Here is a 24,580-nt window from a genome sequence, read left to right as displayed (position 1 = left end):
GATATTGCGACCCAGCCACTCTAACGAGCCAGTATGTCCCACGCCCGTGGATGACGGCACAGGTCGGGAACGGCTTGGAAAGAAGCCCGGAAAAGCGGGGCAAGAAGCGACGAAACGGTCGGTAAGAGTCCTGGTGGCGGGCGGGGAAACCGGCCACCGTGGCGCGGCCGATACCCTGGGGGTGTGACGTTCCCGGTAGTCGGCATGGTCGGCGGGGGCCAGCTCGCGCGTATGACGCACGAAGCGGGCATCCCGTTGGGCATCAGGTTCAAGCTCCTCAGTGACACTCCTCAGGATTCCGCGGCCCAGGTGGTGAGCGATGTCGTCATCGGCGACTACCGCGACCTGGAGACACTGCGCGCGTTCGCGCGCGGCTGCGACGTGATCACCTTCGACCACGAGCACGTGCCCACCGAGCACCTGCGGGCCCTGGAGGCGGACGGCATCCCCGTGCGCCCCGGCCCCGACGCTCTCGTACACGCCCAGGACAAGGGCGTGATGCGGGCGAGGCTCGACGCGCTCGGCATCCCCTGCCCGCGCCACCGGATCGTGGCCGACCCGGAGGACGTGGTCCGGTTCGCGGCCGAGGGCGACGGCTTCCCCGTGGTCCTCAAGACGGTCCGCGGCGGATACGACGGCAAGGGCGTGTGGGTCGTGGAGACGGCGGAGGAGGCCTCCGACCCGTTCCGGGCCGGCGTGCCCGTCCTCGCCGAGGAGAAGGTCGACTACGTCCGCGAACTCGCCGCCAACGTCGTACGCTCCCCGCACGGCCAGGCCGTCGCCTACCCGGTGGTCGAGTCCCGGCAGGTGAACGGCGTCTGCGACACGGTGATCGCGCCCGCCCCCGACCTGGACGAGGCGCTCGCCCTGCGGGCCGAGGAGATGGCGCTGCGGATCGCCAAGGAACTGGGCGTGGTCGGCCACCTCGCCGTCGAGCTGTTCCAGACCCGCGACGGCCGCGTCCTCGTCAACGAGCTGGCGATGCGCCCGCACAACTCCGGCCACTGGACCCAGGACGGCGCGATCACCAGCCAGTTCGCCAACCACGTCCGCGCGGTCCTGGACCTGCCGCTGGGCGACCCGCGCCCGCGCGCGAAGTGGACGGTCATGGTCAACGTCCTCGGCGGCGACTACCCCGACATGTACTCCGCGTACCTGCACTGCATGGCCCGCGACCCCAAACTGAAGATCCACATGTACGGCAAGGACGTGAAGCCCGGCCGCAAGGTCGGTCACGTCAACACCTACGGCGACGACCTGGACGACGTTCTCGAACGCGCACGTCACGCTGCCGGCTACCTGAGAGGCACGATCACCGAATGAGCCCCGTTGTTGGCATCGTCATGGGTTCCGACTCCGACTGGCCCGTCATGGAGGCCGCAGCCAAGGCCCTGGACGAGTTCGAGATCGGGTACGAGGTCGACGTCGTCTCCGCGCACCGCATGCCGCGCGAGATGGTGACCTACGGCGAGCAGGCGGCGGAGCGCGGGCTGAAGGTGATCATCGCGGGTGCCGGGGGAGCGGCCCACCTCCCGGGCATGCTCGCCTCCGTCACCCCCCTGCCGGTCATCGGCGTCCCGGTCCCGCTGAAGTACCTCGACGGCATGGACAGCCTGCTGTCGATCGTGCAGATGCCGGCCGGTGTCCCGGTCGCCACGGTCTCGGTCGCCGGCGCCCGGAACGCGGGCCTGCTGGCCGCCCGTATCCTGGCCACGCACGACGAGGACCTGCTGGCCCGGATGCGGGACTTCCAGCAGGACCTCAACGACCAGGCGGCCGAGAAGGGCAAGCGCCTGCGGGCCAAGGTCGACGGCGGCTCAAACGGCTTCGGCTTCGGCAAGTAGGACTCCGGGAAGCAATACGCAATGACCTCATCCGACGAAGCCCGGTCCCTGCTGCGCGAGTTTCCGGTGGTCGACGGGCACAACGACCTGCCGTACGCACTGCGCGAGCAGGTCCGCTACGACCTCGGCTCCCGTGACATCGCCACGCACCAGAACGCGCACCTGCACACCGACATCCCGCGCCTGCGCGAGGGCGGGGTGGGCGCCCAGTTCTGGTCGGTGTACGTGCGCTCGGACCTGCCCGGCGCGGTCCCGGCGACACTGGAACAGATCGACTGCGTACGGCAGCTGATCGCCCGTTACCCGGCGGACCTGCGGGCCGCGCTGACCGCCGCCGACATGGAGGCGGCCCGCGCCGAGGGCCGGATCGCCTCCCTCATGGGTGCGGAGGGCGGCCACTCCATCGACAACTCGCTGGGCACCCTGCGCGGTCTGTACGAGCTGGGCGTGCGCTACATGACGCTCACCCACAACGACAACAACGACTGGGCGGACTCGGCGACCGACGAGCCCAGGGTCGGCGGCCTGTCCGCGTTCGGCCGCGAGGTGGTCCGGGAGATGAACCGCCTGGGCATGCTGGTGGACCTCTCCCATGTCGCCCCGACGACCATGCGCGCCGCCCTGGACACCACCGCCGCGCCGGTGATCTTCTCGCACTCCTCCGCCCGGGCCGTCTGCGACCACCCGCGCAACATCCCGGACGACGTCCTCGAACGCCTCGCCGGCAACGGCGGTGTGGCCATGGTGACGTTCGTACCGAAGTTCGTGCTCCAGGCGGCGGTCGACTGGACGGCGGCGGCCGACGACAACATGCGCGCGCACGGCTTCCACCACCTCGACACCGGCGAGGACGCGATGAAGATCCACCGGGCCTTCGAGGAGAGCCACCCCCGCCCCGTCGCGACGACCGCCACGGTCGCCGACCACCTCGACCACATGCGCGAGACCGCCGGCGTCGACCACATCGGCATCGGCGGCGACTACGACGGCACCGCCTTCACCCCCGACGGCCTGAACGACGTCTCCGGCTACCCGAACCTGATCGCCGAACTCCTCGACCGAGGCTGGTCCCGTGCCGACCTGGCCAAGCTCACCTGGCAGAACGCGGTCCGCGTGCTGGGCGCGGCGGAGGACGTGGCCCGGGACCTCCAGGGCACCCGGGGGCCGTCGAACGCGACGATCGCCGAACTGGACGGCTGACGGGACCCGGGGGCGGGGCGGACCGGTGTACCGGCTGCCCCGCCCCCGGTCGTACCCCCGAACGCCCCGTCCACCAGGAACCCTCCCGGTCGGCCGTGCGACGGTGGGCTACAGCCCCATCACGACGTAGCTCACGACGACGTACGGAGCCCGCAAATGGCCGACCTCCACGACGTTCCCACCACGACCGAGGTCGGCGAGGACGACAGCCTCCCGTACGACCCGTTCCCCGTGGTGTCCGACACCGAGTTCCTGGCACAGGCCCACGTCCTGCTGGACGCGTACCCGGTCGCGGACGGCTACAGCGGGCTTTCGCGGGCGCTGGGACCGCTGCCCTGGTACGACCTGGAGCTGGGCGAGGCCGCCGTGGACACGGACGTGCCCCGGCTGCGCGAGGGGCACGTGGGCGCGCTGTTCTGGTCGCTGGACCAGCCGGATTCGGAGCACCGCGACCGGGCCGTGGGGGCCACGCTGGAACGGCTGGACCTGGTGCGCCGGGTGGTCGAGAGGCATCCGGAGGGGCTCCGGCTGGTGCGCACCGCCGGGCAGGTCATCGACGCCCGCAACTGCGGCCGGGTCGCCGTGGTGCTCGGTCCCGCCTCCGCCGCCGCCGTCGACGGCTCCCTCGGCATCCTGCGTGTCCTGAACTCCCTCGGCCTGCGGGTCCTCTCGCTGGCCGGCGCCGACTGGGCGGACCGGGAGGGGCTGACCCGGTTCGGCGAGGAGGTGATCCGTGAGATGAACCGGCTCGGCGTGCTCGCCGACCTGTCCGGCGCCCCCGAGAGCGTCCTCGCCCGGGTGCTCGCCCTGTCCAAGACGCCGGTCCTGTGCACCCGCTCCGGCGCGGCCTCCGTGCGCCCGCACCCCGCCAACCTCTCCGACGGGCTGCTGGCCCAGCTCGGCGAGCAGCGGGGGCTGTGCATGGTGCCGCTGGCCGCCGAGCAGTCCGGGCCGACCGTCCCTGACGTCGCCGACCATCTCGACCACGTGCGGATCGTGGCCGGCCCCGAGTGCGTCGCGCTGTCCGGCAGTTACGACTCCGGCGCCGCCCACCCCCGCGACCTCGCCGACCCCTCCCGCTACCCGCACCTGATCGCCGAACTGCTCAGGCGAAGCTGGTCCGAGACCGAGCTGTCCCTGCTGACCTGGGGGAACGTCCAGCGCGTCCTGCGCAGCGCCGACTTCACCGCCCGCGCGGCCCAACGCCGCCGCGAGCCGGTCCCGGGCAGACCGGCCGAGCCGGAGAAGTGACCCCGCCCGGCCGGTCCGCACGACGTGAGCACAGGACGTGATCAGGGGATCCGGCACAGACAGAAGGGGTGGCCCGCCGGATCGGCGTACACCTGGAAGTCCTTCTTCTCCCGGTCCTCCAGGTCCAGCGGGCGCGCCCCCAGCGCCAGCACCTTCTCGTGGGCCGCGTCGACCTCCTCCCAGGTCGCCCCCGCGTCGAAGTCGAGATGGAGCTGCTGCGGGTTGCGGTCCGCCCGCGGCCACTCGGGCGGCGTGTACCCCGCCACCCGCTGGAAGCCCAGCCGCGGTCCTTGCGGTACCTGAAGGACGACCCACTCGTCGTCCTCCGCCACCGGGGTGCCCCCGGCCACGGCGGCGTAGAAGCGGGCCAGCGCGAGCGGGTCGGGACAGTCGATCACCACGTTGCGCAGTCGGGCGACGATCGCCATGGGTCCTCCCCGGGTCAGCAGGCGCAGAGACAGAACGGGTGCCCAGCCGGGTCGGCGTACACCCGGAAGGTCCGCTCCCGGTCCGCCGCGTCCAGCGGCTTCGCGCCCAGCTCCAGGACCCCCTTCTCGGCCGCGTCCAGGTCGTCCACCACCAGGTCCAGGTGGAACTGCTGGGAGTCGTCGGGCGCGGGCCACTTCGGCGCCACGAAACCGGGCGCCCGCTGGAAGGCCAGCACCCGTCCGCCGGGCACCGTCAGGTCCACCCACTCCTCGTCCCCCTCGACGCTGCCGCCCAGCACGCCGGCGTAGAAACCGGCGAGCGCGGACGGGTCAGGGCAGTCCAGGACGACGGCACCGAGCTTGGCGAGAGCCATGACTTCCTCCTCGAAGTCCGAGTGTGTCCGAGTTGCTGGTTACCTGTAGAGCCGGGTAACCAGTCACCGTTACCGCATGCTCCCGCAGTGGAGGTAACCTCGCAAGGGAATTCGGAGGTAGCTGGCAGGGATGAGCGAGAGATCGCCCGCGCCGGGCGGCCTGACCCTGGTCGAGGCCCTGGTGAACACGCTGGACATCGAGTCGGGCGCCGACGCGCTCGACACGCCGGACGGCAGGGAGCGCCTCGGCATCACGGAGGCCGAACTGCCACCCGCGCGCGCCCTGCGCGAATCGCTGCGCGCCACGCTCCTCGCCCACGCCGGCCACCCGCCGCACCGCGAGGTGACCCCGCTGGGCGAGCTGCTGGCCGACGCCCCCCTCCGCGTGGCCGTGGACCCCGCCGACGGCTCGGCCACCCTGGCCCCCGCCGACGCGGGCCCCCTGGTCTCGCGGGTCGCGGCCGCCGTCGCCGGTGCGCTGGTCGAGGGCACCTGGACCCGCCTCAAGGCCTGCGAGGCCGACACCTGCCACTGGGCCTACTACGACCGCAGTCCGGCCGGCCGCGGCCGCTGGTGCTCGATGCGGGTGTGCGGGGCGCGCGCCAAGATGCGCCGGTACCGGGCCAAGGACAGGTAAGGCCCAGGCGGTTCATCGGCCGCGCCTGTGCCGCGTGGTGCAGAATGCGACAAGACACCGGTTCGGCCGACTGAGCCTCGGCCGAACCGGTGTCGCCCTGGTCCGAGCACCCCGTACGGGACTAGGCGGTCGGACGCCCCATCGCACGGTACGTCCAGCCCGCCCGCCGCCAGACCTCCGGCTCCAGCGCGTTGCGCCCGTCGAGGATCACCTTCGCCGAGGCCACCGCGCCCAGTGCGGCGGGATCCAGCTCCCGGAACTCCCGCCACTCGGTGAGGTGCAGCACCACATCAGCCCCCCGCGCACACTCCTCGGCGCTGCCGGCGTAGCCCAGCGTCGGGAACAGCCGCCGGGCGTTGTCCATCCCCTTCGGGTCGTACACGGTCACCTGCCCGCCCTGCAGATGGATCTGCCCGGCCACGTTCAGCGCCGGCGAGTCCCGTACGTCGTCCGAGTCCGGCTTGAACGTGGCGCCGAGCACCGCGACCCGCTTCCCGAGGAACGACCCGCCGCCCAGCGCCTCCCGGGCCATCTCGACCATCTGCCCCCGGCGCCGCATGTTGATGGAGTCGATCTCGCGCAGGAAGGTCAGCGCCTGGTCGGCGCCCAGCTCGCCCGCGCGGGCCATGAAGGCGCGGATGTCCTTGGGCAGGCAGCCGCCACCGAACCCGATCCCGGCGCGCAGGAACTTCTTCCCGATCCGGTCGTCGTGCCCGATCGCCTCGGCCAGCCTGGCCACGTCGCCGCCCGCCGCCTCGCACACCTCGGCCATGGCGTTGATGAAGGAGATCTTGGTGGCGAGGAAGGAGTTCGCGGACGTCTTCACCAGCTCGGCCGTCGGGAAGTCGGTGACCACGAACGGCGTGCCCTCGCCCACCGGCGTCGCGTACACCTCGCGCAGCAGCTTCTCGGCGCGCTCGCCGCGCACGCCGACCACGATCCGGTCGGGGTGCAGGGTGTCCTGGACGGCGAAGCCCTCCCGCAGGAACTCCGGGTTCCAGGCGAGTTCGGCCTCGGCGCCCGCCGGCGCGTTCTCGGCGAGGTAGGCGGCGAGCCGCTCCGCCGAACCGACCGGCACGGTCGACTTGCCGACCACCAGCGCGGGCCGGGTGAGATGCGGGGCCAGCGACGCGATCGCGGAGTCGACGTACGACATGTCGCAGGCGTACTCGCCGTGCTTCTGCGGGGTGTTCACACAGACGAAGTGGACGTCACCGAAGGCGCCCACCTCGGCCCAGTCGGTGGTGAAGCGCAGCCGCCCGCTGGAGCCCTCGAAGCCCGCCACGTGCCGGCGCAGCAGGTCGTCCAGGCCCGGCTCGTACATCGGGGTCTCGCCACGCTCCAGCATGGCGATCTTCTCGGGTACGACGTCGAGACCGAGCACCTCGAAGCCGAGCTCCGCCATGGCCGCGGCATGCGTGGCGCCGAGATAACCGGTGCCGATCACAGTGATCTTGAGGCTCATGGAATGCTCCAGCTCGGGGATGTTGGTGCTGCTGCGGGGCCGAGCATAACCGGGCCCTCCTGCGGGCAACTTTCCCGCTGTCGCGTACCTCACGTCACCGTTGTGCGGGCCGCGCCCTAAACTTTGAGTTACTTAACAGTAATTAGCGTCAGCACCACTGCGTCTGGAGTGAGAGACCTTGGCCGGATCGGCTGACTTCGACCTGTACCGCCCGTCCGAGGAGCACGACATGCTCCGCGACGTCGTCCGCGCGCTGGTCGAGGCGAAGATCGCCCCGTACGCGGCCGCGGTCGACGAGGAGGCCCGCTTCCCGCAGGAGGCGCTCGACGCGCTGGTCGCCAACGACCTGCACGCCGTGCACGTTCCCGAGGAGTACGGCGGCTCCGGCGCCGACGCGCTCGCCACGGTCATCGTGATCGAGGAGGTGGCCCGCGCCTGCGTCTCCTCCTCCCTCATCCCCGCCGTGAACAAGCTGGGCTCGCTCCCGGTGATCCTCTCCGGCTCCGAGGACCTCAAGAAGAGGTACCTGGCACCGCTCGCCAAGGGCGACGCGATGTTCTCGTACGCCCTCTCCGAGCCGGAGGCGGGCTCCGACGCGGCCGGCATGAAGACGAAGGCGGTCCGCGACGGCGACCACTACGTCCTCAACGGCGTGAAGCGCTGGATCACCAACGCCGGTGTCAGCGAGTACTACACGGTGATGGCCGTGACCGACCCCGACAAGCGCTCCAAGGGCATCTCCGCCTTCGTGGTCGAGAAGTCGGACGAGGGAGTCTCCTTCGGCGCCCCGGAGAAGAAGCTCGGCATCAAGGGCTCGCCGACCCGTGAGGTCTACTTCGACAACGTGCGCATCCCGGCCGACCGCATGATCGGCGCCGAGGGCACCGGCTTCGCCACGGCGATGAAGACCCTGGACCACACCCGCATCACCATCGCCGCCCAGGCCCTCGGTGTCGCCCAGGGCGCGCTGGACTACGCCAAGGGCTACGTCCAGGAGCGCAAGCAGTTCGGCAAGCCGATCGGCGACTTCCAGGGCATCCAGTTCATGCTCGCCGACATGGCCATGAAGATCGCCGCCGCCCGCGCCCTCACCTACCAGGCCGCGGCCGCCTCCGAGCGCGGCGACTCCGACCTCACCTTCCAGGGCGCGGCGGCCAAGTGCTTCGCCTCCGACACCGCCATGGAGGTCACCACGGACGCCGTCCAGCTCCTCGGCGGCTACGGCTACACCCGCGACTACCCGGTCGAACGCATGATGCGCGACGCCAAGATCACGCAGATTTATGAAGGCACGAACCAAGTTCAGCGGATCGTGATGGCGAGGAACCTTCCCTAGCAGGGTTTTTGCAGGTCAGAAGCTGTTCCGAAGGTCCGGAGGGGTGCCCCTGGCTTTCTGTCCGTTGCCGCCCGATCAGGGCCGTTCCTGGGCGTCATGCTGGGGGAATCCTGGGCAGATGCCGGACTGAAAACGGCCCCTGACCTGCACAAACAACACAGCCCCCGGCGCGACGCCGGGGGCTGTTGTCGTACGCGGATCAGGCGACCTCTGACGCCTCTGTCGGGTCGTCGGCGCCGGGCGTCAACATTGTTGCGATGGCGGCCCGGCCACGCTGCTCGGCCCCTTCGAAGATGTAGTGGTAGTGCTCCCTGAGCACGTCAGTACTGCTGTGGCCCATCCAGTCGGCCACGTCGTTCTCGGGGACTCCGGCGTACAGCAGCCGCGACCCGTAGTAGTGCCGGAGTGAGTGGGCCTTGCAGTACTTCACCTGTCCCTTGCCCAGAGCCTCCATCCAGATCTTCGGGTAGAAGTACGACGCGTAGAGGTAGCCAGTCCGCGTCACGTTGGGGAAGAGGAGCCGCTCCGGCCCCCATACGCCGTGGTTCTTGATGTGCCGCCGTAGCTCGAAGGCGACGTTCGGCGGGAGGGGGACGGTACGCCCTGGCTCGCCTTCGTCACGAGCCTTGATGTGCCGACGCTGGATCGCGCTGTTCTTCCCCGACTCGGTGTCTCCGTCTTCTGCAATCTGGAAGTCGACGCGAAGCGTCTCGGCCTTGAAGTCGATCTGATCGCGGGACACCGCCATGGCCTCACCGAGTCGCAGGCCGCACCCGGCCATGAGCCACAGCATCGCGCGGTATCGCGGAGGAGCGGCATCCAGCATCGCCAGAACTTCCCGCGTCGTGAGCCCCCTTGCGGTGCTCTTCTGCTCCCGGATCTCCTTGGCGCGGCTGCCCGCGCCCTTGACCTTCTTGCACGGGTTCCGGCCGACGATCTCGTTGACGACAGCCCAGTCCATCATCCCGGAGAAGAACGAGAACCGCTGACGCCGTGTGCGGGCGGACAGCTTCCGGTCCTGCTCCATCCACAAGAGCCACTGCTCAACATCAGCGACCTTCAGGGACACGATGGAACGGGCCTTGAAGAACGGCTCAATGGTCGTGTTGAGGATCGACCGGTACTGCTTCTTGGTGCTGTTCTCCAGCTTCCTTTGATTCGTCCACTGCTCCCACACGGCCGTCACGGGCTGCTTGCCCAAGCGGTCGTCCAGGTAGGTCCCGGCGTCGAGTTCCTGCTCCTTGCGCTTGCGCTGGTCGTCAGCCCGCTTCTTGGTCTCGAACGTCTTCTGCCGTTGCTTGCCGTCCGGGTCGTACCAGTACGTCGTCCACTTCTTCGGGTCGTCCGTTGACCGTGCGACCCATGCCCTTGCCACTGAAGCGGCCCCCTCCTGCTGCTGCCGACGTACGGGCCCGCCCCGCCGTCGCGCCGGTCACTCCCCGGCGTTTTCAAGTTTGGCCATCGACCACCCTGGGTTGTCAACACAGGGTGGAACCCCCTGGGTGTGTTAGCTTGAGTGATATGGAAGCGGATGACAGCGGGTTCGAGATCACTCAGCAGCAGGGCGCGTGGGTGGTCCGCATGTGGTGGCCCGTGGGGCCGGTCAACGGGGGACCACAGCGGATCACCATCGAGCCGGCCGAAGATGCCCCTGCTCGTGAGGTGGCGCGGGGTATCTCGACCACTGTCCTGCGCAGGCTCGATGTAGCCGCAGCCCTGGAGTTGGCCAAGCAGGCTCCCGAAGCCCAGCGGACGTTGGAGGAGGTGGCAGGGAAGCTGAATGGGATGGGAGGGGCGGCGGGGCTCGCCCTGGAGGGCGAAGGCGTCTCAGAGCGGTACTTGGCCCTGCTAGTTGCCACGTACACCGCCATGGCGGACTTTGGGGCTCCTGCACCCATTCCGTGGCTGGCGCGGCTCATTGGCCGCCGACCTGAGACGGTGAAGGATCACCTGAAGCGGGCCAGAAGGGACGGCTTCCTGACCACCGTTGCCGGTAAGGCGGGTGGAGAGTTGACGGACAAGGCCAAAGCAGTACTTGAGGAAATGACTGAAGCAGCTAGCCAAGGCGGCTGAACTACATAACACTTCATGCGCATTGAGCCCCCGAGGGTATTCGGGGGCCTTTTTTGTTTGCTGAGAGGACTGCGTGACTAAGACGGCAACTGACCGCCAGCTCTAAACCGTGGGGTGGCGAATTGAAGCACCAGCCGAAGAAGTGTCACGTGTGCCGTTCCGAGGATTTGGGGATTTGATTGGCGAACGCGATCGAAGGGAGGCACCCCGGTGGGTCCTTTTCTTTATCGAATTACCATTACCCCATATTGAGTAATGTCTCAGTTATTTGTTGGTTACCGTTCCGTGGTAGGGGTGGGGAAGAATAGAAGTCAAGCGAGGAGGCCGTCAGAGCAACGCTCCGGACACTCGCTGAGACTTCCGCCCCATCAAAGGAATGCAGCGCTATGCGTAAGACCGTTCTCATGCCCGTGGAAAAGGTTCTGTGCGACGCCCACATAGCGCGTGATGGCAGTGAGGAAGAAGCGGGAACGACTCTTACCTTGGGTGCGCACACGTGGGACCTCTGCCTTGAGCACGACATCCTGTTCGGCAGGTACCTGATGGACGCTCTTGGCGTGCCTGAGACTGCCAAGAGTGCGCCGGTTGAGCCCCTGCCGATTGTTGGGGCTGTCCCGGAGCCGGAGCCGGAGCCGGAAGCGGCACCCGTGGGGGAGCCTGACCCCGAGCCGGTCCCATCCGTGATGCTGGCCGGAGAGGTGCCCGGTTACTCGTGGGAAGACGCCAGAGAGGCCGTTCGGCGCATGGGCTATGAGGTGGTCGGCCGTGCCGATGACAGCACGGTCCTGCTGATCCTGGGTGAGGGTGGCGACCGGAATGCCACCAAGCTGCGCGACGCTTCCGAGCGTGGCATCCCTGTGATGGACGTCCGGAAACCGGGACGTTTCAAGTCGGCTGTTCGCTCGGGTGAGTTGGTCGGTGGCGACCCGCTTCCGGAGCCTGCCAAGGTTGCCCTCTCCGGGATGAGTGAGCGAGAGCGCAACCGTGCCGTACGAGCGTGGGCACGCGAGAACGGCTTCACCGTGCCTACCAAGGGCCGAATCCCGATGCATGTGCGCCATGCGTGGGAGCACCGGGACGCATCGGAGGGAAAAGCGGTCGCGGCCTGACCGCCGCTCCCACCGTGCCGGGCGCCGAGTGCGCCCGGCCTCCCCGGCCAGAAGCCACACAAGCAACCCTGTTCGAGATTGAGGCAGCATGAGCACCCCCGTTCTGTACGGTCCCATCGGTCGCGCGGTCCGCAGGATCTCCCCGTTCCTGGAAGCGGACCCCTTGGGGGTGTATGTGGCCGCCCTCTCGATGTGGTCGGCCGCTATCGGTGGCTCGGTCAAGGTGTCTTCCCGTGGCCCCCGGCCCGTGCTGCTGTGGTCCGCTCTGGTGGCCGGTACGGGGCGCGGCAAGGGAACCGCGCTCCGGGCCGCTCATCATGTCTTGGACAAGGCCCTGGGTCGCTTCCTGGCCACACACACCACGTCCGGGATCACTTCCGGGGCGAGCATGGTGAACCACCTGTGGGAGCAGCAGGAAGCGACGGCCGAGACCGAGCATGGGCGGGACGTGCGGACTCTGGTGGTCGAAGAAGAGTGGTCGGAAGTGCTCCGCAGGGTGAAGCGGGATTCATCGTTCACGACCAAGCTGCGGACCGCGTGGGACGGTGCGACGCTGCGGAACACCACCAAGGATGAGGCGCAGGAAGTACGTGACCCCGCCATGGTTCTGCACTGTCACGTCACGCCCTCTGACTGGGCCAAGTACGTCGGGGAGTCGGAAGCGGCGGGTGGCTCGTACAACCGCATCCTTCCCTTCCTGCTCGGATCGGTGCCGCTCTTGGACGACGACCGGGTGAGCCTGCCCGAGGTGGACGGGCGAGAGCTGGCCGACGCTTACGGGTGGGCCACTGCCCGGCCGCGTGTGATCACGCTTGCGGAGGATGCCCGGCCGCTGTGGCGGATCGTGCGCCGATACGCCCGCATCCTGGGTGAGACCCTGCCCGAGGGACAGGCCGTGTTCATCGAGCGCACGGCAGAACAGACGCTCAGGGTTGCGGCCTGCCTGGCAGCGTCCGAGTGCTCGGAGACGGTCACTGAAGAGATGCTGTCGGCCGCCTTCAGCCTGGTGCGCCGGTCGGTCCAGGATGCCGTCCGGATCACCAAGGGGGCGACCTCTCCCAAGGTGAAGCGTCAGCCGCTCAGCCTTGAAGACAAGGTCCGGGCCCGGATCGAGATGCACGGCGGTCGGGCCACTTCCTCCCAGGTGCTCCCGTATGTGGGCGCCACGGCTGAAGCGGTTAAGGCACTGTCGGGAATCGTCGTTACTGTGGAACGGGCGGGTAAGAGTGGCCGACCGGCCACCGTTTTCACACTCCGCGGTGACACTTCCGGTGCCTCTGTGCCGCAGCCGGCCAGCACAGGCAGCGACAGGAACGAGGACACTTCCCGTCACGCGGAGGCGCAGCCGGCCAGCGCAGAGCGTGAGCAGAACCGTGCATGCGTCGTCCGCCTGGACGCCTACCGCCCGGCACCCAAGCAGGTTGCCGAGCCCGTGCAGGAACCGACTGAGCAGCCATCATCTGCGGTCGCACGATGCGCCAGCGCAGAACAGGTTCGGTGATGATGAACCGAAGTGACTTTGCGGTGTCGTAGAGAACCGCTTGCCGTTCAAGTCGTCCATTGATCGTTCGCTGGAGTGCGTCTTCACTCAGGTTGTGGCGTTGCAGAATGGCCCGGATGTACTCGGGAGTCTGGAGCAGGCCCGGAACGAGCGCGGGTTGAAACAGCCGCAGTACAGACATCTGGGCTTCCAGAGCCTTGGCGGCCTGCTGGCCCTTGTGGACCCCGATCCGCTTGAGCAGGCGCCACGCCATCGCCTCCGTCGCTGACGCGCGTGCGGCTTCCGCGTACTCCGCTTTGACCTCGTCCGAAACGCCGATGGCGGTCAGGATGCGCTCTACATCCGTCGCGCTGGGTGCCAGCTTCGCATTCTCGATCTTCGACAGCTTGGACGGAGACATGAGGGCGCTGCGGGCCACCGCTTTGGCTTCCTTGCCGGATGCCACTCGCAGCGCCCGCAGCGCGGCTCCAAGCTGTGCTCTGTTCACGTCCCGTACTTAGCCCACCATTCGGCGAACGGTTCCGCGTGCGCGAGAGCCGCATCGCGGTACCGCGTGAATTGCGCTGTTCGTTCCGGCGGTAGCACTTCCGAACCCAGGTACTTTCCGCTTCCGTCGTAGTTCATCACGGCCACGGATTCGGAGTCGAAGAACCAGAAATCCGGGACGTTCTGCAAGGGGTTGGGTTTGTCGGTGATGTCGAGGATGAAGAACTCTTCGCCCCCGCTCACGTTCTTGTGGTAGCCCCACCCGAGTTCGAACCTAAGATAGTCCGTGAGCGGGCGGGACAGGATATGGACCCGGTATACCCGCTTCCCCTTCTCGGTGTGCGAGCGTAGTTCTTTGACCCATCCCGCGTTGTAGTCGTCCGGCTGTGGCTCCCCGGCCAGGAATGCCTGGTAGGCGTCGACGCTCCCGGACCTGCTGTAGTCGTCCAGGGTCTCCAGCCGGAATGCCTCGCGCTCGAACGTGTCGAAGAGGTCGCCGAGGGTCCTAGATGAGGTTTTCACGGATGGCCTTCTGGATCAGTTCCATCGGGATCTCGACCAGGGTTTCGTGGGCGGGAATCTGAAGCCCGTGGTCGGTCGGCGTCTCACCCTGTACCAGGAAGGTGCCACGATCCGTGGCGTAGATCGTCGGGCAGTCCTTGATGTCGCACGTGCTGACCAGCTTGGTGACCTTCATGGTCTGGGTTCCCCTCTCCCGTACCGCTGTCAGTGCCCCGCATCTGGGTTGATGCTCCCGAGGGGTGGCGCAAGGGTCAAGCGATCACGGTTGACGGAACGGGAAACCGCGTAACCTGCGCCCGGCCTGTTCGTATGCGGCGCGATTGGTGGTGGTGCCTCCAGCGCGCCTCCTGCCTGCGGAGACTGTTTACGATCATGGGGAAATGCTGGGGAGGCCCCCTCTGGGAGGGGTGTTCGTGCAGGCCAGAGCCGTATGGCCTGTAAAGCACGCAGATCTACGAGGGCACCAACCAGGTCCAGCGGATCGTGATGGCCCGGAACCTGCCGTAACCGGCGGGGAAACCACCGGAAAGGCGTCCTTCGGGGCGCCTTTTCCCGTGCTGTCGCCGAATGGCGCTACCGATCGGTCGGGCTTAGAAGGAAGACGAACGGGGCCTGCCCCGGGCCCTTCCCTCTCTCCCCTGGAGGAGCCATGACCCAGACCGGACCCATGACGGCCATGAGCAAGCAGATGCAGGAGTGCGTCAACATGTGCATGGCCACGCACACGATGTGCGAGGAGACCATGAGCTCCTGCATGTCCATGGACGGCGGCCAGGCGCACATGCGCATCATGCGCGCGCTGATGGACTGCTCCGAGATGACCCGGATGTGCGCCGACATGATGATGCGGCGCTCGCCGCTGTCCGCCGAGATGTGCGCCATGTGCGCCAAGGCCTGCGACATGTGCGCCGAGGCGTGTATGTCCATGCCGGACGACCCGCAGATGAAGCGCTGCGCCGACGCGTGTCGCAACTGCGCCGAGATGTGCCGCTCGATGGCGGGCGCGTCCATGTGACACCCCGCTGAAACGGCGTCGGGGGCGCCCCGCAGGGTGCCCCCGAACCGTGTACGACCCGTCTCAGTTGTCGGTGACGGTGACCTTCTGGTCGTTCTTCAACTCGTCGACCAGTGTCTTGACCTTGGCCTTGTCCCAGACGAGGTTGCCGCCCGTGGAGCCGGAGACCGGCATGTTCATCGAGGTGCCGTCGCCGCCGTTGACGTCCTTCATCGCGAAGAACATCGACGCCAGGTCCCACAGGCTCATGTCCTTGTCGACGGTGAGGGAGTCCAGGCCCGCGCCGAGGGTGGGGTAGAGCTTGAAGGGGTTCAGGATCGTCGAGGGGGTCGCCACCTGGTGGGCCAGCGCCGCCAGGAACTTCTGCTGGTTCTTCGTGCGCTGGAGGTCGGACGCGGCGAAGGCGTGCCGGGTGCGGACGAAGGCGAGGGCCTCCTCGCCGTTCAGGGTCTGCTTGCCCGCCTTGAAGTCGGCGCCCGAGTACTTGTCCGTGAAGCCCTTGTCGATGTCTATCGTGACCCCGCCGACCGCGTCCACGATGTCCGCGAAGCCGGCGAAGCCGATCTCCACGTAGTGGTCGATGCGCAGCCCGGTGTTGAACTCGACCGTGCGCACGAGCAGGGTCGGGCCGTCCTCGGCGTAGGCCGCGTTCAGCTTCGTGTGCCGGCCGGTGCCCTGGTAGACCTTGCCGGACGTGGACCCCTGGTACGAGGGGATCTCCACGTCCGAGTCGCGGGGGAGGGAGATCAGTGTGTCGCCGTTGTCACCGACGTGCAGGATCATCATCGAGTCCGTGCGCTGGCCCTCGGCCGACCCCGTGTGCAGCTTCTTCTTCTCCTCGTCCGACATGCCCTTGCGGCTGTCGGAACCGACGATCAGGTAGTTGGTGCCCTCACCGGCGGAGGGACGGTCGATGACCTTCGACAGGTCGACGTCCCGGTGCAGCTTGGAGTCGGCCCAGAAGTAGGTCGCGACGGATGTGACGATCAGCACGCTCACCACGACGATCGCGGTCCACTTGATCCGCTTGCGCCAGTTCGGAGCCGGACGCGGGCCGCGCTCAGGAGTGCCGCCGGGTCCCCCGCCCCCGGGGCCGCCGCCGTAGACCTGGCCGGTGTTGTAGCCGCTGTCGTACCCGTTGCCGTACGCCGGCTGCTGCGGGACGCCGGCGTAGCCGCCGCCCCCCTGCTGCGGCGCGCCGTACGGCGGCGCCGACGGCTCCCCGCGTCGTACCTGGCGCATCACGCGGGCGCCCTCAGGCTGCGCGCTTGCGCTACCGCGTCCGTACCGGTTGCCGCGGTTGTCGTTCGACCGTCCCTCGGGCCATTCGCTCATGGGCCCCAGTGTGCAGGCAGCGCCTGTACCTCTTACAAGGGTCGTCGGGAAATCAGGGCACCGCTGTTGCCAACCCGACACAAATTCCGTGATTGTCACTTCGGCATAAGGTAGGGGGCATGACAGACCAGGCCCCCGAGGCGGAGTCCGATATTCCCGGCAAGCCGACGTCCGCGTCCCGGACCACGCTGAGCCACATCATGACCCACAACGACACCAACCTCCTCGGCACGGTGCACGGCGGCGTGATCATGAAACTCGTCGACGACGCGGCGGGCGCGGTCGCCGGGCGCCACTCGGGCGGACCCGCCGTCACCGCGTCCATGGACGAGATGGCGTTCCTGGAGCCGGTCCGGGTCGGCGACCTGGTCCATGTCAAGGCGCAGGTCAACTGGACCGGCCGGACGTCCATGGAGGTCGGCGTGCGGGTTCTCGCCGAGCGCTGGAACGAGTCGAACCCCGCCACCCAGGTCGGCTCGGCCTACCTGGTCTTCGCGGCGGTCGACGCCGACGGCAAGCCCCGCCGGGTACCGCCGGTGGTTCCGGAGACCGACCGGGACCGGCGCCGCTACCAGGAGGCCCAGATCCGCCGGACGCACCGCCTGGCGAGACGACGCGAGATACGCGAGCTGCGCGAACGCAGTATCGCGGAGGGCTTCGAGAACTAGCTAGGGCCTGTCGGCCCGTGCCCGGTCGGCCGCGGGCCGGTTTGGGCTTGTCGCGCAGTTTCCCGTGCCTTTCGGGGGCGCTCGTGCAGCGCCCTGCTCATCAGGGGCGCGGGGAACTGCGCGAACGGCCCCCACCGGCCCGCAGGCGAAGCCCCGCGCTCAGCACACCGTCTCGTCCCCCCGCACCACCGCCGCCTCGCCCTGCGGAACCGGCGCCTCCACCCGTACCTTCCGCACACTCTCCGGCCCCTTGAAGTCCGCCCCGGCCGTCACCCGCAGCACCGGTCCCATGCCGCGCACCGCCCGCAGCTCACTCCCCGGCAGGGCCGCCGCGAGCGACCGGGCCGAGCGGTCCCAGCGGGGGTCGTAGGAGATCACCGTCCGCCGCACGTCGTGCCGGACGGCGGTCACCGGCTGGTGGTTCGCCGCGAACCCCGCCGTCGTCAGCGCCGCGTCCATCCGACGCCCGAGCCCCACCGTCCCGGTGCCGTTCTCCACCTGCACCCGGATCTGTTGCGGCGCCACCTCCACGGTCACCGGCGTCGGCCCGGCGGGCCGCTTGGGTGCCGGCGGGGCCAGCGGCTTGTCCTCGCGCAGGGACTGGAACAGCCGGTCCGACCCGGCCTGGTCCCACTTGAGCGTCGAGCCGATGCCCTTCACGGCGTACCCCAGCTGCGCGACGGGGACGGTCGTGAACTCGGACGAGGACGGGGAGAAGTTGCGCATCGCCCGGCCGAGGTCCAGCAGCTCGTCCGTGCCGAAGCCCGTGTCGGCCCGTACGGAGCCCAGCACCGCCCGCGTCACGTCCCGGAACTTGATCGGGTTCAGCAGCACGCCCGACGACGACGCCTGTTCGATCAGCGAGGCCAGGAACCGCTGCTGCCGCTTCATCCGGCCGAGGTCGCTGGCCGCGTCGACGTGCCGGGAGCGGACGTACTGCAGGGCCTGCCCGCCGTGCAGCATGTGCGTGCCGGAGGAGAGGTCGAGCCCGGTGTAGGAGTCCTTCAGCGGCTGCGGCGTGCAGATCTGGACCCCGCCGAGCACGTCGACGGTCCGCATGAAGGTGATGAAGTCGACCTCCAGATAGTGGTCGATCTTCAGATGGGTCATGTCCTCGACCGTGCGGACGGTCAGTTGCGGGCCGCCCTCCGCGTAGGCCGCGTTCAGCTTGATGGGGTGGGCGCCGTGCGTGCGGCCCGTCGTCGCGTCGGTGTGCGGCGGGACCTCGGCGTACGAGTCGCGCGGCAGGCTGACGACCGTCGCCCGCTCCCGGTCCGCCGAGATGTGCACGATCATCATCGTGTCCGTGCAGTGGCAGGGTGCCCCGCCCAGCCGGTATTTCCGGCGCTCCTTCTCCGTGATCTTGTCGCGGCCGTCGGTGCCGACCAGCAGGACGTTCATGCCGTGGCCCTGGCGGGGCCGGTTCTTCATGTCCTTGAAGGGGTCCACCCGGGCGATGTCCGCGTCGAGACTGGCCATCACCGAGTGCCCGATCCCGGCCGACGCCAGCACCACCACCGAGAGTGTGGTCACGGCCCGCATGGCCCAGCGCGGCCGCCGGGGCCTCGCGGGTCGTACCGGCGGCCGCGGGGCCTGGCGGGTGGGTTGCGGTCGCCGCTGCGGCCGGGCGGGCCGGGCGGGGGACCGGGGCGGGCTGGCGGCCAAAGGACACCTCCGGACGGGGCCGTACGTGGGATCCGTGAGCACGGTAGGCCGATACGACCTTCAGCCCGCGGCTTGGCACCGGCGCCGCGCACCGGTGTCGCCCGTTCGCGGTAACGTGAGCCCCCTATGAACGCCAAGCCCGACGTGCGGCACCCCGCAGTTTCTGTGATCATGCCCGTCCTCAACGAGGAGCGGCATCTGCGCGGGGCCGTCCAAGCGATCCTCGCGCAGGAGTACGCCGGTGAGCTGGAGGTGGTCATCGCCCTCGGTCCGTCCACGGACCGCACGGACGAGATCGCGGCGCAGCTCGTCGCCGAAGACGCCCGCGTGCACACCGTCCCGAACCCGACCGGCCGCACCCCGGCCGCGCTGAACGCCGCGATCAAGGCCTCCCGGCATCCGATCGTGGTGCGCGTGGACGGCCATGGCATGCTCTCCCCGAACTACATCGCGACCGCCGTGCGGCTGCTGGAGGAGACCGGCGCGCAGAACGTCGGCGGCATCATGCACGCCGAGGGCGAGAACGCCTGGGAGCACGCGGTCGCGGCGGCCATGACCTCGAAGATCGGGGTGGGCAACGCCGCCTTCCACACGGGTGGCGAGGCCGGTTCCGCCGAGACCGTCTACCTCGGTGTCTTCCGCCGCGAGGCCCTGGAGCAACAGGGCGGCTACAACGAGGAGTTCATCCGCGCCCAGGACTGGGAGCTGAACTTCCGGATCCGCGAGGCCGGCGGGCTGATCTGGTTCTCGCCGGAGCTGAAGGTGTCGTACCGGCCGCGGCCGTCGGTGAAGGCCCTCGCCAAGCAGTACAAGGACTACGGCCGTTGGCGGCACGTCGTCGCCCGCTACCACGAGGGCTCCATCAACCTGCGCTACCTCGCCCCGCCGACGGCGGTGTGCGCGATAGCCGCGGGGATCGTGGTCGGCGCCCTGGTCACCCCGTTCGGGTTCGTGATCCCGGGCGGCTACCTCGCCGCGATAGCCGCCGGATCCGTCCCGGCCGGCAAGGGCCTGCCGCTCAAGGCACGGCTCCAGATCCCGCTCGCCCTCGCCACCATGCACATGGCATGGGGGTACGGCTTCCTGACCAGCCCCCGGTCCCTGGCGAGGCGGGTCATCGCGTCCCGCCGTCCTGCGGTGCTCACCCCTTCCTCCTCCGGCTGAGCACCCGCCCGCTCCGGCGCGGCCCGGACTGCCAGGTGTAGTCCGGGCCGACGTGCATGCAGGCCTTTGACCCCGTCGACGTCCGTGGCCTTCTTCACCGGCCGGCCGGCACACCCAGTGCCTCAGCGACCCGCTGGGCGTCGCCCGCCAGGCCGGCGCTCGGATGGCGCACCGGCGTCCGGTCCTCGCTGAGCGGCGCCGAGGAGTCGGCGGCCGCCTCGTCGGTGATCTTTCGTCGTGGCCGCCGTCTTCTTCTTGTCCTTGCCCTCCAGCGCGATGTCCTCGCGGACCAGCCGCCACGGCCTGGCCGCGTCGGCGGGCTTGGGCAGGACGCGATTGCCGTCCGAGGAGTACACCCACGGCCTGGTCGTCACGGTGATGCGCCGGATGGGGACCTCTTCGGCTCCCTGCTCAGGTCGTAGAACTCGGTGACCGTGCCGGGGCCGTCGTACACCTTGCCGGTGTCGGCGTCCGCGCGCCGGGGGATGTCGACGAGGGTGTCGCGGGGGCATGGACACCACCGACATGTCGGTGCGGTCCGCCGAGACCCGCAGCAGTATCTGCACGTCGGCGCGGGCGGCGGTGCCGATGTCCTTGGCGCCGCCCAGTTTCCGGTTCTCGGCGGTGTCCCGGGCGTCCGAGCCGATCAGCGGCATGTTCAGGGGCTTCTGCCCCGCGCACCACCTGCCCGCCCTCCGCTCGTCACCGCCGCCGCACCCGGGTCCGTCTCGGACACCCGGGCACGACGGCAGTGTCGTGCAGTCGCTTAGGAGTTGCCTGTGCCTGCCTGTGCGGGGGCGGGGGAGGGGGCTACTGCCACCGATAGGGCGCGTACACGTCCATGCACTGCTTGGTGTCGGAGCCGTTGATGGCGTCGGAGTTGTCCGGCAGGTCACCGGCCTTCGGCGCGGACTGCTTGGGATACGCCGTCCCCTCACGCCAGTCGGCACCGACGACGAGCGTGACGCCCGACACATCGGTGGTCTGCTTCACCTGGCCGACCGGGATCCCCAGTGACTTGGCGACCGCCTGCGCATCGCCCAGCAGGTCCGCGCTCGGGTACTCCACGACCGTCTTCTCCACGGACTCGGCGGTCCCCGAGGTGTCCGCGGCGGCCCTGGTGTAGCCCTTGGCGCCGAGTTGCGTGGCGATCGTCCGGGCCCGGCCGGAGACCGCGGCCTCGGTGGAGGTCCCGGTGGCGTTCCGCACCAGCACCCCGAGCTGATCGGCGGGTACGGAAGGCGACTTGGTCGCCGGGGCGCTCCCGCTGCTCTTCTTCCCGCTCTCCTTCGCGTCGCCGTTCTTGTCGAACGCCACGTCGTCGCGGAGCATCTGCCACATCTTGTCGGCGTTGACGGTGTCCGGTACGACGTGGTCGTCGTTCTGCGGGTCCGGCACGTTCGGCATGGTCACGCTGGTGATGCGGTTGGTCGGCACCGACTTCAGCTGCATGGCCAGGTCGTACAGCTTCTTGACCGTGCCGATCTCCTCGGACACCGTCAGCGAGTTGGTGGCCGCCTCAGCCAGGTCCATCAGGCGCGGGGTGTCGGTGAAGACGTTCTGCCCCTTGAGCGTCCGGATCATCGAGTTCAGGTACATGTGCTGGGCGCGGGCCCGCATCAGGTCGCTGCCCCAGGCATGCCGGGTGCGCAGCCACTGCAGGGCCTGCTTGCCCTGCACCTTGTGGCTGCCGGCGGTCAGCTTCAGCCCGGAGCCGCCGGGCACCTGCGGTGTCGGGTGGTCCCACACGCTCTGGTTGACGCAGACCTCGACCCCGCCGATGGCGTCGGCCATCTTCACCACACCGGCGAAGTCGATCGTCATCCAGTGGTCGATGTAGACCCCGGTGAGGTTCTCCCAGGTGGCCAGCGTGCAGCCGGCGCCGCCGCGGGCCAGTGACTCGTTGATGATGCTGTTGGTCGCCGGGAACACCTTGCCGGTCTTCGGGTCCGTGCACTTGGGTATGTCCACGCGGGTGTCCCGGGGGATGCTCACCATCGACGCGCTCTTGCGGTCCGCGGACAGGTGGATGAGCATCTGGACGTCGCCGAGCGGCGGGTTGCCCACGTTGTCCTTGCTGCCGCCGAGCTTCACGTTCTCCGCGGAGTTACGGCTGTCGGAGCCGATCAGGAGGATGTTCATCGGAGTCTGCCCGGCCGCGTTCGGCGCGGTCCTGCGTGCCTTGGAGTCACCGCTGCTGCGCTGGCCCTTGTGGATGTTGCCGTTCAGGTGCTGGTAATAGAGGTATCCGGCGCCGGCCGTACCGAGGATCACCACCGAGAGGCCGGTCGCCGACCAGCGCAGCACGCGCCGTCCGCGTCTGCGACGGCCGCCGTTCTGGCCTCGTGACCCGCCGGTGCCGCCCCCACGGCCGGCATCGCGGCCGCCCGCCGCCTCGGACGCCTTCGGTGCGAGGGACATCGTGTCCTCGACCGCAGGCACTTCCCCGCGCACGTCGCTCTGCGTCAACTCCCTGCCCTCCCCGCCCTGCGCGCTCACGCGCACCGGCCCGCCGCCGACGCCCCCCATCGGACGTGCCACGGACCGCACGGGTCCGCCCCGCGCCCGGTTAGACGCGTGACGGACCCATAGGGTTACCTGCCAATTTGCTGTGACTTGGTGTCATCGGAGAGCAACTCACCGCCACCGCACGCCGCTTGCTCCTACTTGGCGCAGGTCACCTTGTCCGCGGTGGTCTTGCTGTCCACGTCCGGCGCCTTTGTCGGAGTGGTGAGGGACACCCCCGCCCCCTGGAAGTCCTTGCCCAGCGTCAGGGTCATCGCGGGCACCCCCTGGGAGTTGGTCACGCTCTTGCCGGGCTTCAGCGCCGAGCCGGACAGCCCCATCAGGGAGGCCAGTTCGCGGGCCTGTGAAGCCTGGTCGGGACCGTACTCCAGCGTGGTCTTGGCGAGTTCGGCGGGCGCGTTGCCGGAGTTCTCCGACTTGAGGACGCCCTTGTCGTTCTGCAGCCAGCTGAGGGTCTCCTGGGCGCTGCCGGCCGGGGCGCCGCCGTTGAGGATCCGCACCCGCACCTCGGAGGCCGCGGACTTGGGGCCCTTGAGGCGGGCGGCCGCGGCGTCCTTGCTGGCCTGCGCCTGCTTCTTCTTGACCGCGGTGAAGGAGACGTCGTCCTTGATGGCCGCGAAGACCGGCGGCGCCTTGGTGTCGTTGAGCACGACGGTCGCCTTGACCTTCTCGGCCGGGTTGTCGATCACCGGGACGGTGGTGAAGGTCAGGTTCTTCGGGTTGAGCTTGCCGAGCTCCAGACCCAGGTCCTTCAGCTTGCCGATGCTGTCCAGCTGGGAGTCGACGGTCAGCGCCTTGGTGCCGACCTCGGCCAGCTTCAGCAGTTTCGTGGGGCTGCTGAGCGTCGAGTTGGAGCTGAGCTTGCGCATCAGGGCGCTGAGGAACTGCTGTTGCAGCTGGATCCGGCTCAGGTCACCGCCGAAGCCCACCGAGTGCCGGGTGCGCACGAAGGCCAGCGCGGTCTCGCCGGAGATGTTGTGGGTGCCCTTGGACAGCTTCAGGTGCGAGTCCGAGTCGTCGATGTCCTTGGCCAGACAGACCTCGACCCCGCCGACCGCGTCGGTCAGCGTCTTGACCGCGTTGAAGTCGGCCACCATGAAGTTGTCCGGCGTGATCCCGGTCAGCTCGGTCACCGTGCGCACCGTGCAGCTGGCCGTACGGCCGTCCTGGCCGAGGCTGGTGTTGAAGCGGACGTCGGTGGTGCCCGGGATGACCTTCTGGGTGCCGTCGGCCTGCTCGGTCGGGCAGTCCGGGACGTCCACGATCAGGTCGCGCGGGATGCTCAGCGCGGTCGCGTTGGAGCGGTCCTTGGAGATGTGCAGCAGGATGTTGGTGTCGGCGTGCCCGACGCTGCCCGTGTCGCCGTAGCCCTCGTTGCCCTTGCCGGTGCGCTTGTCGGTGCCGATCACCAGCAGGTTGATCGCCTTGTCCTTGCTGAAGCCGCCGGTGCTCGCGCCGTCGTCGGAGACGGACGTGATGTTGTCGTTGAGGTGCTTCACGTACAGGTAGCCGGCGGCCGAGACGGCGACCAGGACGAAGGCCATCGAGCCGCCGGTCCACAGCAGCACCTTCTTGGCCTTCGACTTCTTCTTCACCGGCCGCCGTGAGCGCCGCCCGGGCGGCGGCTCGGGCTCGGCACGCCGCCTGCGCTGCCCCGGCACCTGTCCCGGAGTCTCCCGGCCCGCGGTCTCCCGCGGTGCGTCGGCGCCCGTGCCGGTGCGCGACGATGTCGGCCGGCGCGGCCCGGGGACCGACGACTGCGGTGCGGAAGGTGTCAGTCGCAGCTCGTATTCGCCGGTGTCCGGATTGAGTACCCACTGGTCTGCGGGATCGATGTTGTCCGCCCGCCCACGGCCTTGCGCGTCCACGGTTGTCCGAATCCTCCGTCGGGGCCACGCGGCGCCTTCCCCCCATCAAGGCGCTCGGTCACGGTTAACAGTGCACGGCCCCAGGACGGACCTCGCGGCCGGGTGCACCGGAG

23 protein-coding genes and 1 pseudogene are annotated in these 24,580 nt (G+C 69.0%); 12 read left to right on the top strand and 12 right to left on the bottom strand.

Translation table 11 applies throughout. The features are described from left to right. Nucleotides 1-183: 183 nt before the first annotated feature. The 4 genes from ACZ4O3_RS13370 (at nt 184) to ACZ4O3_RS13355 (ending at nt 4,295) form a co-directional block, all read left to right on the top strand. On the top strand, nt 184-1,323 hold the full coding sequence (locus ACZ4O3_RS13370; protein WP_362718555.1) for a 5-(carboxyamino)imidazole ribonucleotide synthase: 1,140 nt from the start codon (nt 184-186) through the stop codon (nt 1,321-1,323). Beyond that, a complete protein-coding gene (gene purE, locus ACZ4O3_RS13365) occupies nt 1,320-1,844 on the top strand; it encodes a 5-(carboxyamino)imidazole ribonucleotide mutase (protein ID WP_362718558.1) in 525 nt (174 codons plus the stop codon). Before ACZ4O3_RS13370 ends, purE begins: the two co-directional genes overlap by 4 nt. Nucleotides 1,845-1,865: 21 nt before the next feature. Next, nucleotides 1,866-3,044, top strand: coding sequence for a dipeptidase (locus ACZ4O3_RS13360; protein ID WP_385002612.1), 1,179 nt, complete (start codon nt 1,866-1,868; stop codon nt 3,042-3,044). A 156-nt stretch (nt 3,045-3,200) separates the two neighbouring features. After that, the gene (locus tag ACZ4O3_RS13355) at nt 3,201-4,295 is read left to right on the top strand and encodes a dipeptidase (protein ID WP_362718563.1); all 1,095 of its coding nucleotides are present in this window, start codon (nt 3,201-3,203) and stop codon (nt 4,293-4,295) included. A 41-nt stretch (nt 4,296-4,336) separates the two neighbouring features. Here ACZ4O3_RS13355 and ACZ4O3_RS13350 read toward each other — a convergent pair whose 3' ends face one another. Both ACZ4O3_RS13350 and ACZ4O3_RS13345 read right to left on the bottom strand, forming a co-directional pair. Further along, the gene (locus ACZ4O3_RS13350; RefSeq protein WP_362718566.1) at nt 4,337-4,723 is read right to left on the bottom strand and encodes a VOC family protein; all 387 of its coding nucleotides are present in this window, start codon (nt 4,721-4,723) and stop codon (nt 4,337-4,339) included. A 14-nt stretch (nt 4,724-4,737) separates the two neighbouring features. After that, a complete protein-coding gene (locus tag ACZ4O3_RS13345; RefSeq protein WP_362718569.1) occupies nt 4,738-5,097 on the bottom strand; it encodes a VOC family protein in 360 nt (119 codons plus the stop codon). A 130-nt stretch (nt 5,098-5,227) separates the two neighbouring features. Between ACZ4O3_RS13345 and ACZ4O3_RS13340 the strand changes: the two genes are divergently transcribed. Next, complete coding sequence (locus ACZ4O3_RS13340; protein WP_467722211.1) at nt 5,228-5,734, top strand: CGNR zinc finger domain-containing protein; 507 nt, start codon at nt 5,228-5,230, stop codon at nt 5,732-5,734. 121 nt (nt 5,735-5,855) lie between these two features. On the opposite strand, the gene ACZ4O3_RS13335 is transcribed toward ACZ4O3_RS13340, so the two are convergent. Then, nucleotides 5,856-7,199, bottom strand: a complete 1,344-nt coding sequence (locus ACZ4O3_RS13335; protein WP_362727908.1) for a UDP-glucose dehydrogenase family protein — start codon at nt 7,197-7,199, stop codon at nt 5,856-5,858. A gap of 178 nt (nt 7,200-7,377) precedes the next feature. Between ACZ4O3_RS13335 and ACZ4O3_RS13330 the strand changes: the two genes are divergently transcribed. Beyond that, complete coding sequence (locus ACZ4O3_RS13330; RefSeq protein WP_362727906.1) at nt 7,378-8,535, top strand: acyl-CoA dehydrogenase; 1,158 nt, start codon at nt 7,378-7,380, stop codon at nt 8,533-8,535. A gap of 199 nt (nt 8,536-8,734) precedes the next feature. Here ACZ4O3_RS13330 and ACZ4O3_RS13325 read toward each other — a convergent pair whose 3' ends face one another. Continuing rightward, nucleotides 8,735-9,910 (bottom strand): tyrosine-type recombinase/integrase, encoded by a 1,176-nt coding sequence (locus ACZ4O3_RS13325; protein WP_467722210.1) that lies wholly within the window; start codon nt 9,908-9,910, stop codon nt 8,735-8,737. A gap of 146 nt (nt 9,911-10,056) precedes the next feature. On the opposite strand from ACZ4O3_RS13325, the gene ACZ4O3_RS13320 reads away from it, so the two are divergent. The 3 genes from ACZ4O3_RS13320 to ACZ4O3_RS13310 all read left to right on the top strand — a co-directional run bounded on the left by ACZ4O3_RS13320 (nt 10,057) and on the right by ACZ4O3_RS13310 (nt 13,218). Continuing rightward, nucleotides 10,057-10,608 (top strand): hypothetical protein, encoded by a 552-nt coding sequence (locus ACZ4O3_RS13320; protein WP_467722209.1) that lies wholly within the window; start codon nt 10,057-10,059, stop codon nt 10,606-10,608. 386 nt (nt 10,609-10,994) lie between these two features. Beyond that, nucleotides 10,995-11,717 carry an Lsr2 family DNA-binding protein gene (locus ACZ4O3_RS13315; RefSeq protein ID WP_467722208.1) on the top strand — a complete coding sequence of 241 codons (723 nt, stop codon included), beginning with the start codon at nt 10,995-10,997 and terminating at the stop codon, nt 11,715-11,717. 88 nt (nt 11,718-11,805) lie between these two features. Beyond that, nucleotides 11,806-13,218, top strand: coding sequence for a DUF3987 domain-containing protein (locus tag ACZ4O3_RS13310; protein WP_467722207.1), 1,413 nt, complete (start codon nt 11,806-11,808; stop codon nt 13,216-13,218). On the opposite strand, the pseudogene ACZ4O3_RS13305 reads toward ACZ4O3_RS13310, so the two are convergent. The 3 genes and pseudogenes from ACZ4O3_RS13305 to ACZ4O3_RS13295 all read right to left on the bottom strand — a co-directional run. After that, a pseudogene (locus ACZ4O3_RS13305) lies at nt 13,163-13,705 on the bottom strand (Scr1 family TA system antitoxin-like transcriptional regulator); the annotation flags it as partial. The gene ACZ4O3_RS13310 and the pseudogene ACZ4O3_RS13305 overlap by 56 nt on opposite strands. After that, nucleotides 13,702-14,226: a DUF6879 family protein gene (locus ACZ4O3_RS13300; protein ID WP_467722206.1), complete on the bottom strand. Its 525-nt coding sequence runs from the start codon at nt 14,224-14,226 to the stop codon at nt 13,702-13,704. The pseudogene ACZ4O3_RS13305 and the gene ACZ4O3_RS13300, both read right to left, overlap by 4 nt. Next, on the bottom strand, nt 14,210-14,401 hold the full coding sequence (locus ACZ4O3_RS13295) for a hypothetical protein (RefSeq protein ID WP_467722205.1): 192 nt from the start codon (nt 14,399-14,401) through the stop codon (nt 14,210-14,212). The genes ACZ4O3_RS13300 and ACZ4O3_RS13295 overlap by 17 nt, the downstream gene beginning before the upstream one ends. 474 nt (nt 14,402-14,875) lie before the next feature. On the opposite strand from ACZ4O3_RS13295, the gene ACZ4O3_RS13290 reads away from it, so the two are divergent. Continuing rightward, the gene (locus tag ACZ4O3_RS13290; RefSeq protein WP_362727904.1) at nt 14,876-15,241 is read left to right on the top strand and encodes a four-helix bundle copper-binding protein; all 366 of its coding nucleotides are present in this window, start codon (nt 14,876-14,878) and stop codon (nt 15,239-15,241) included. A 63-nt stretch (nt 15,242-15,304) separates the two neighbouring features. Here ACZ4O3_RS13290 and ACZ4O3_RS13285 read toward each other — a convergent pair whose 3' ends face one another. Then, on the bottom strand, nt 15,305-16,576 hold the full coding sequence (locus tag ACZ4O3_RS13285; RefSeq protein WP_467722204.1) for an LCP family protein: 1,272 nt from the start codon (nt 16,574-16,576) through the stop codon (nt 15,305-15,307). A 119-nt stretch (nt 16,577-16,695) separates the two neighbouring features. On the opposite strand from ACZ4O3_RS13285, the gene ACZ4O3_RS13280 reads away from it, so the two are divergent. After that, entirely contained in the window at nt 16,696-17,244 is a 549-nt protein-coding gene (locus tag ACZ4O3_RS13280; RefSeq protein WP_467722203.1) for an acyl-CoA thioesterase, read from the top strand. 159 nt (nt 17,245-17,403) lie between these two features. On the opposite strand, the gene ACZ4O3_RS13275 is transcribed toward ACZ4O3_RS13280, so the two are convergent. Next, a complete protein-coding gene (locus tag ACZ4O3_RS13275) occupies nt 17,404-18,909 on the bottom strand; it encodes an LCP family protein (protein WP_467722202.1) in 1,506 nt (501 codons plus the stop codon). Between the two features lie 126 nt (nt 18,910-19,035). Here ACZ4O3_RS13275 and ACZ4O3_RS13270 point away from each other — a divergent pair, with 126 nt between their 5' ends. Next, nucleotides 19,036-20,073 (top strand): glycosyltransferase family 2 protein, encoded by a 1,038-nt coding sequence (locus ACZ4O3_RS13270; RefSeq protein WP_362722300.1) that lies wholly within the window; start codon nt 19,036-19,038, stop codon nt 20,071-20,073. 122 nt (nt 20,074-20,195) lie between these two features. On the opposite strand, the gene ACZ4O3_RS13265 is transcribed toward ACZ4O3_RS13270, so the two are convergent. The 3 genes from ACZ4O3_RS13265 to ACZ4O3_RS13255 form a co-directional block, all read right to left on the bottom strand. After that, nucleotides 20,196-20,729, bottom strand: coding sequence for a hypothetical protein (locus ACZ4O3_RS13265; RefSeq protein ID WP_362722303.1), 534 nt, complete (start codon nt 20,727-20,729; stop codon nt 20,196-20,198). 154 nt (nt 20,730-20,883) lie between these two features. Continuing rightward, complete coding sequence (locus ACZ4O3_RS13260) at nt 20,884-22,494, bottom strand: LCP family protein (protein ID WP_467722428.1); 1,611 nt, start codon at nt 22,492-22,494, stop codon at nt 20,884-20,886. Between the two features lie 242 nt (nt 22,495-22,736). After that, nucleotides 22,737-24,467, bottom strand: coding sequence for an LCP family protein (locus tag ACZ4O3_RS13255; RefSeq protein WP_362722305.1), 1,731 nt, complete (start codon nt 24,465-24,467; stop codon nt 22,737-22,739). Nucleotides 24,468-24,580: the final 113 nt, after the last annotated feature.

It is taken from the genome of Streptomyces sp. NPDC026515, from assembly GCF_055567595.1.
This window is presented reverse-complemented; position numbering and strand designations above follow the sequence as displayed.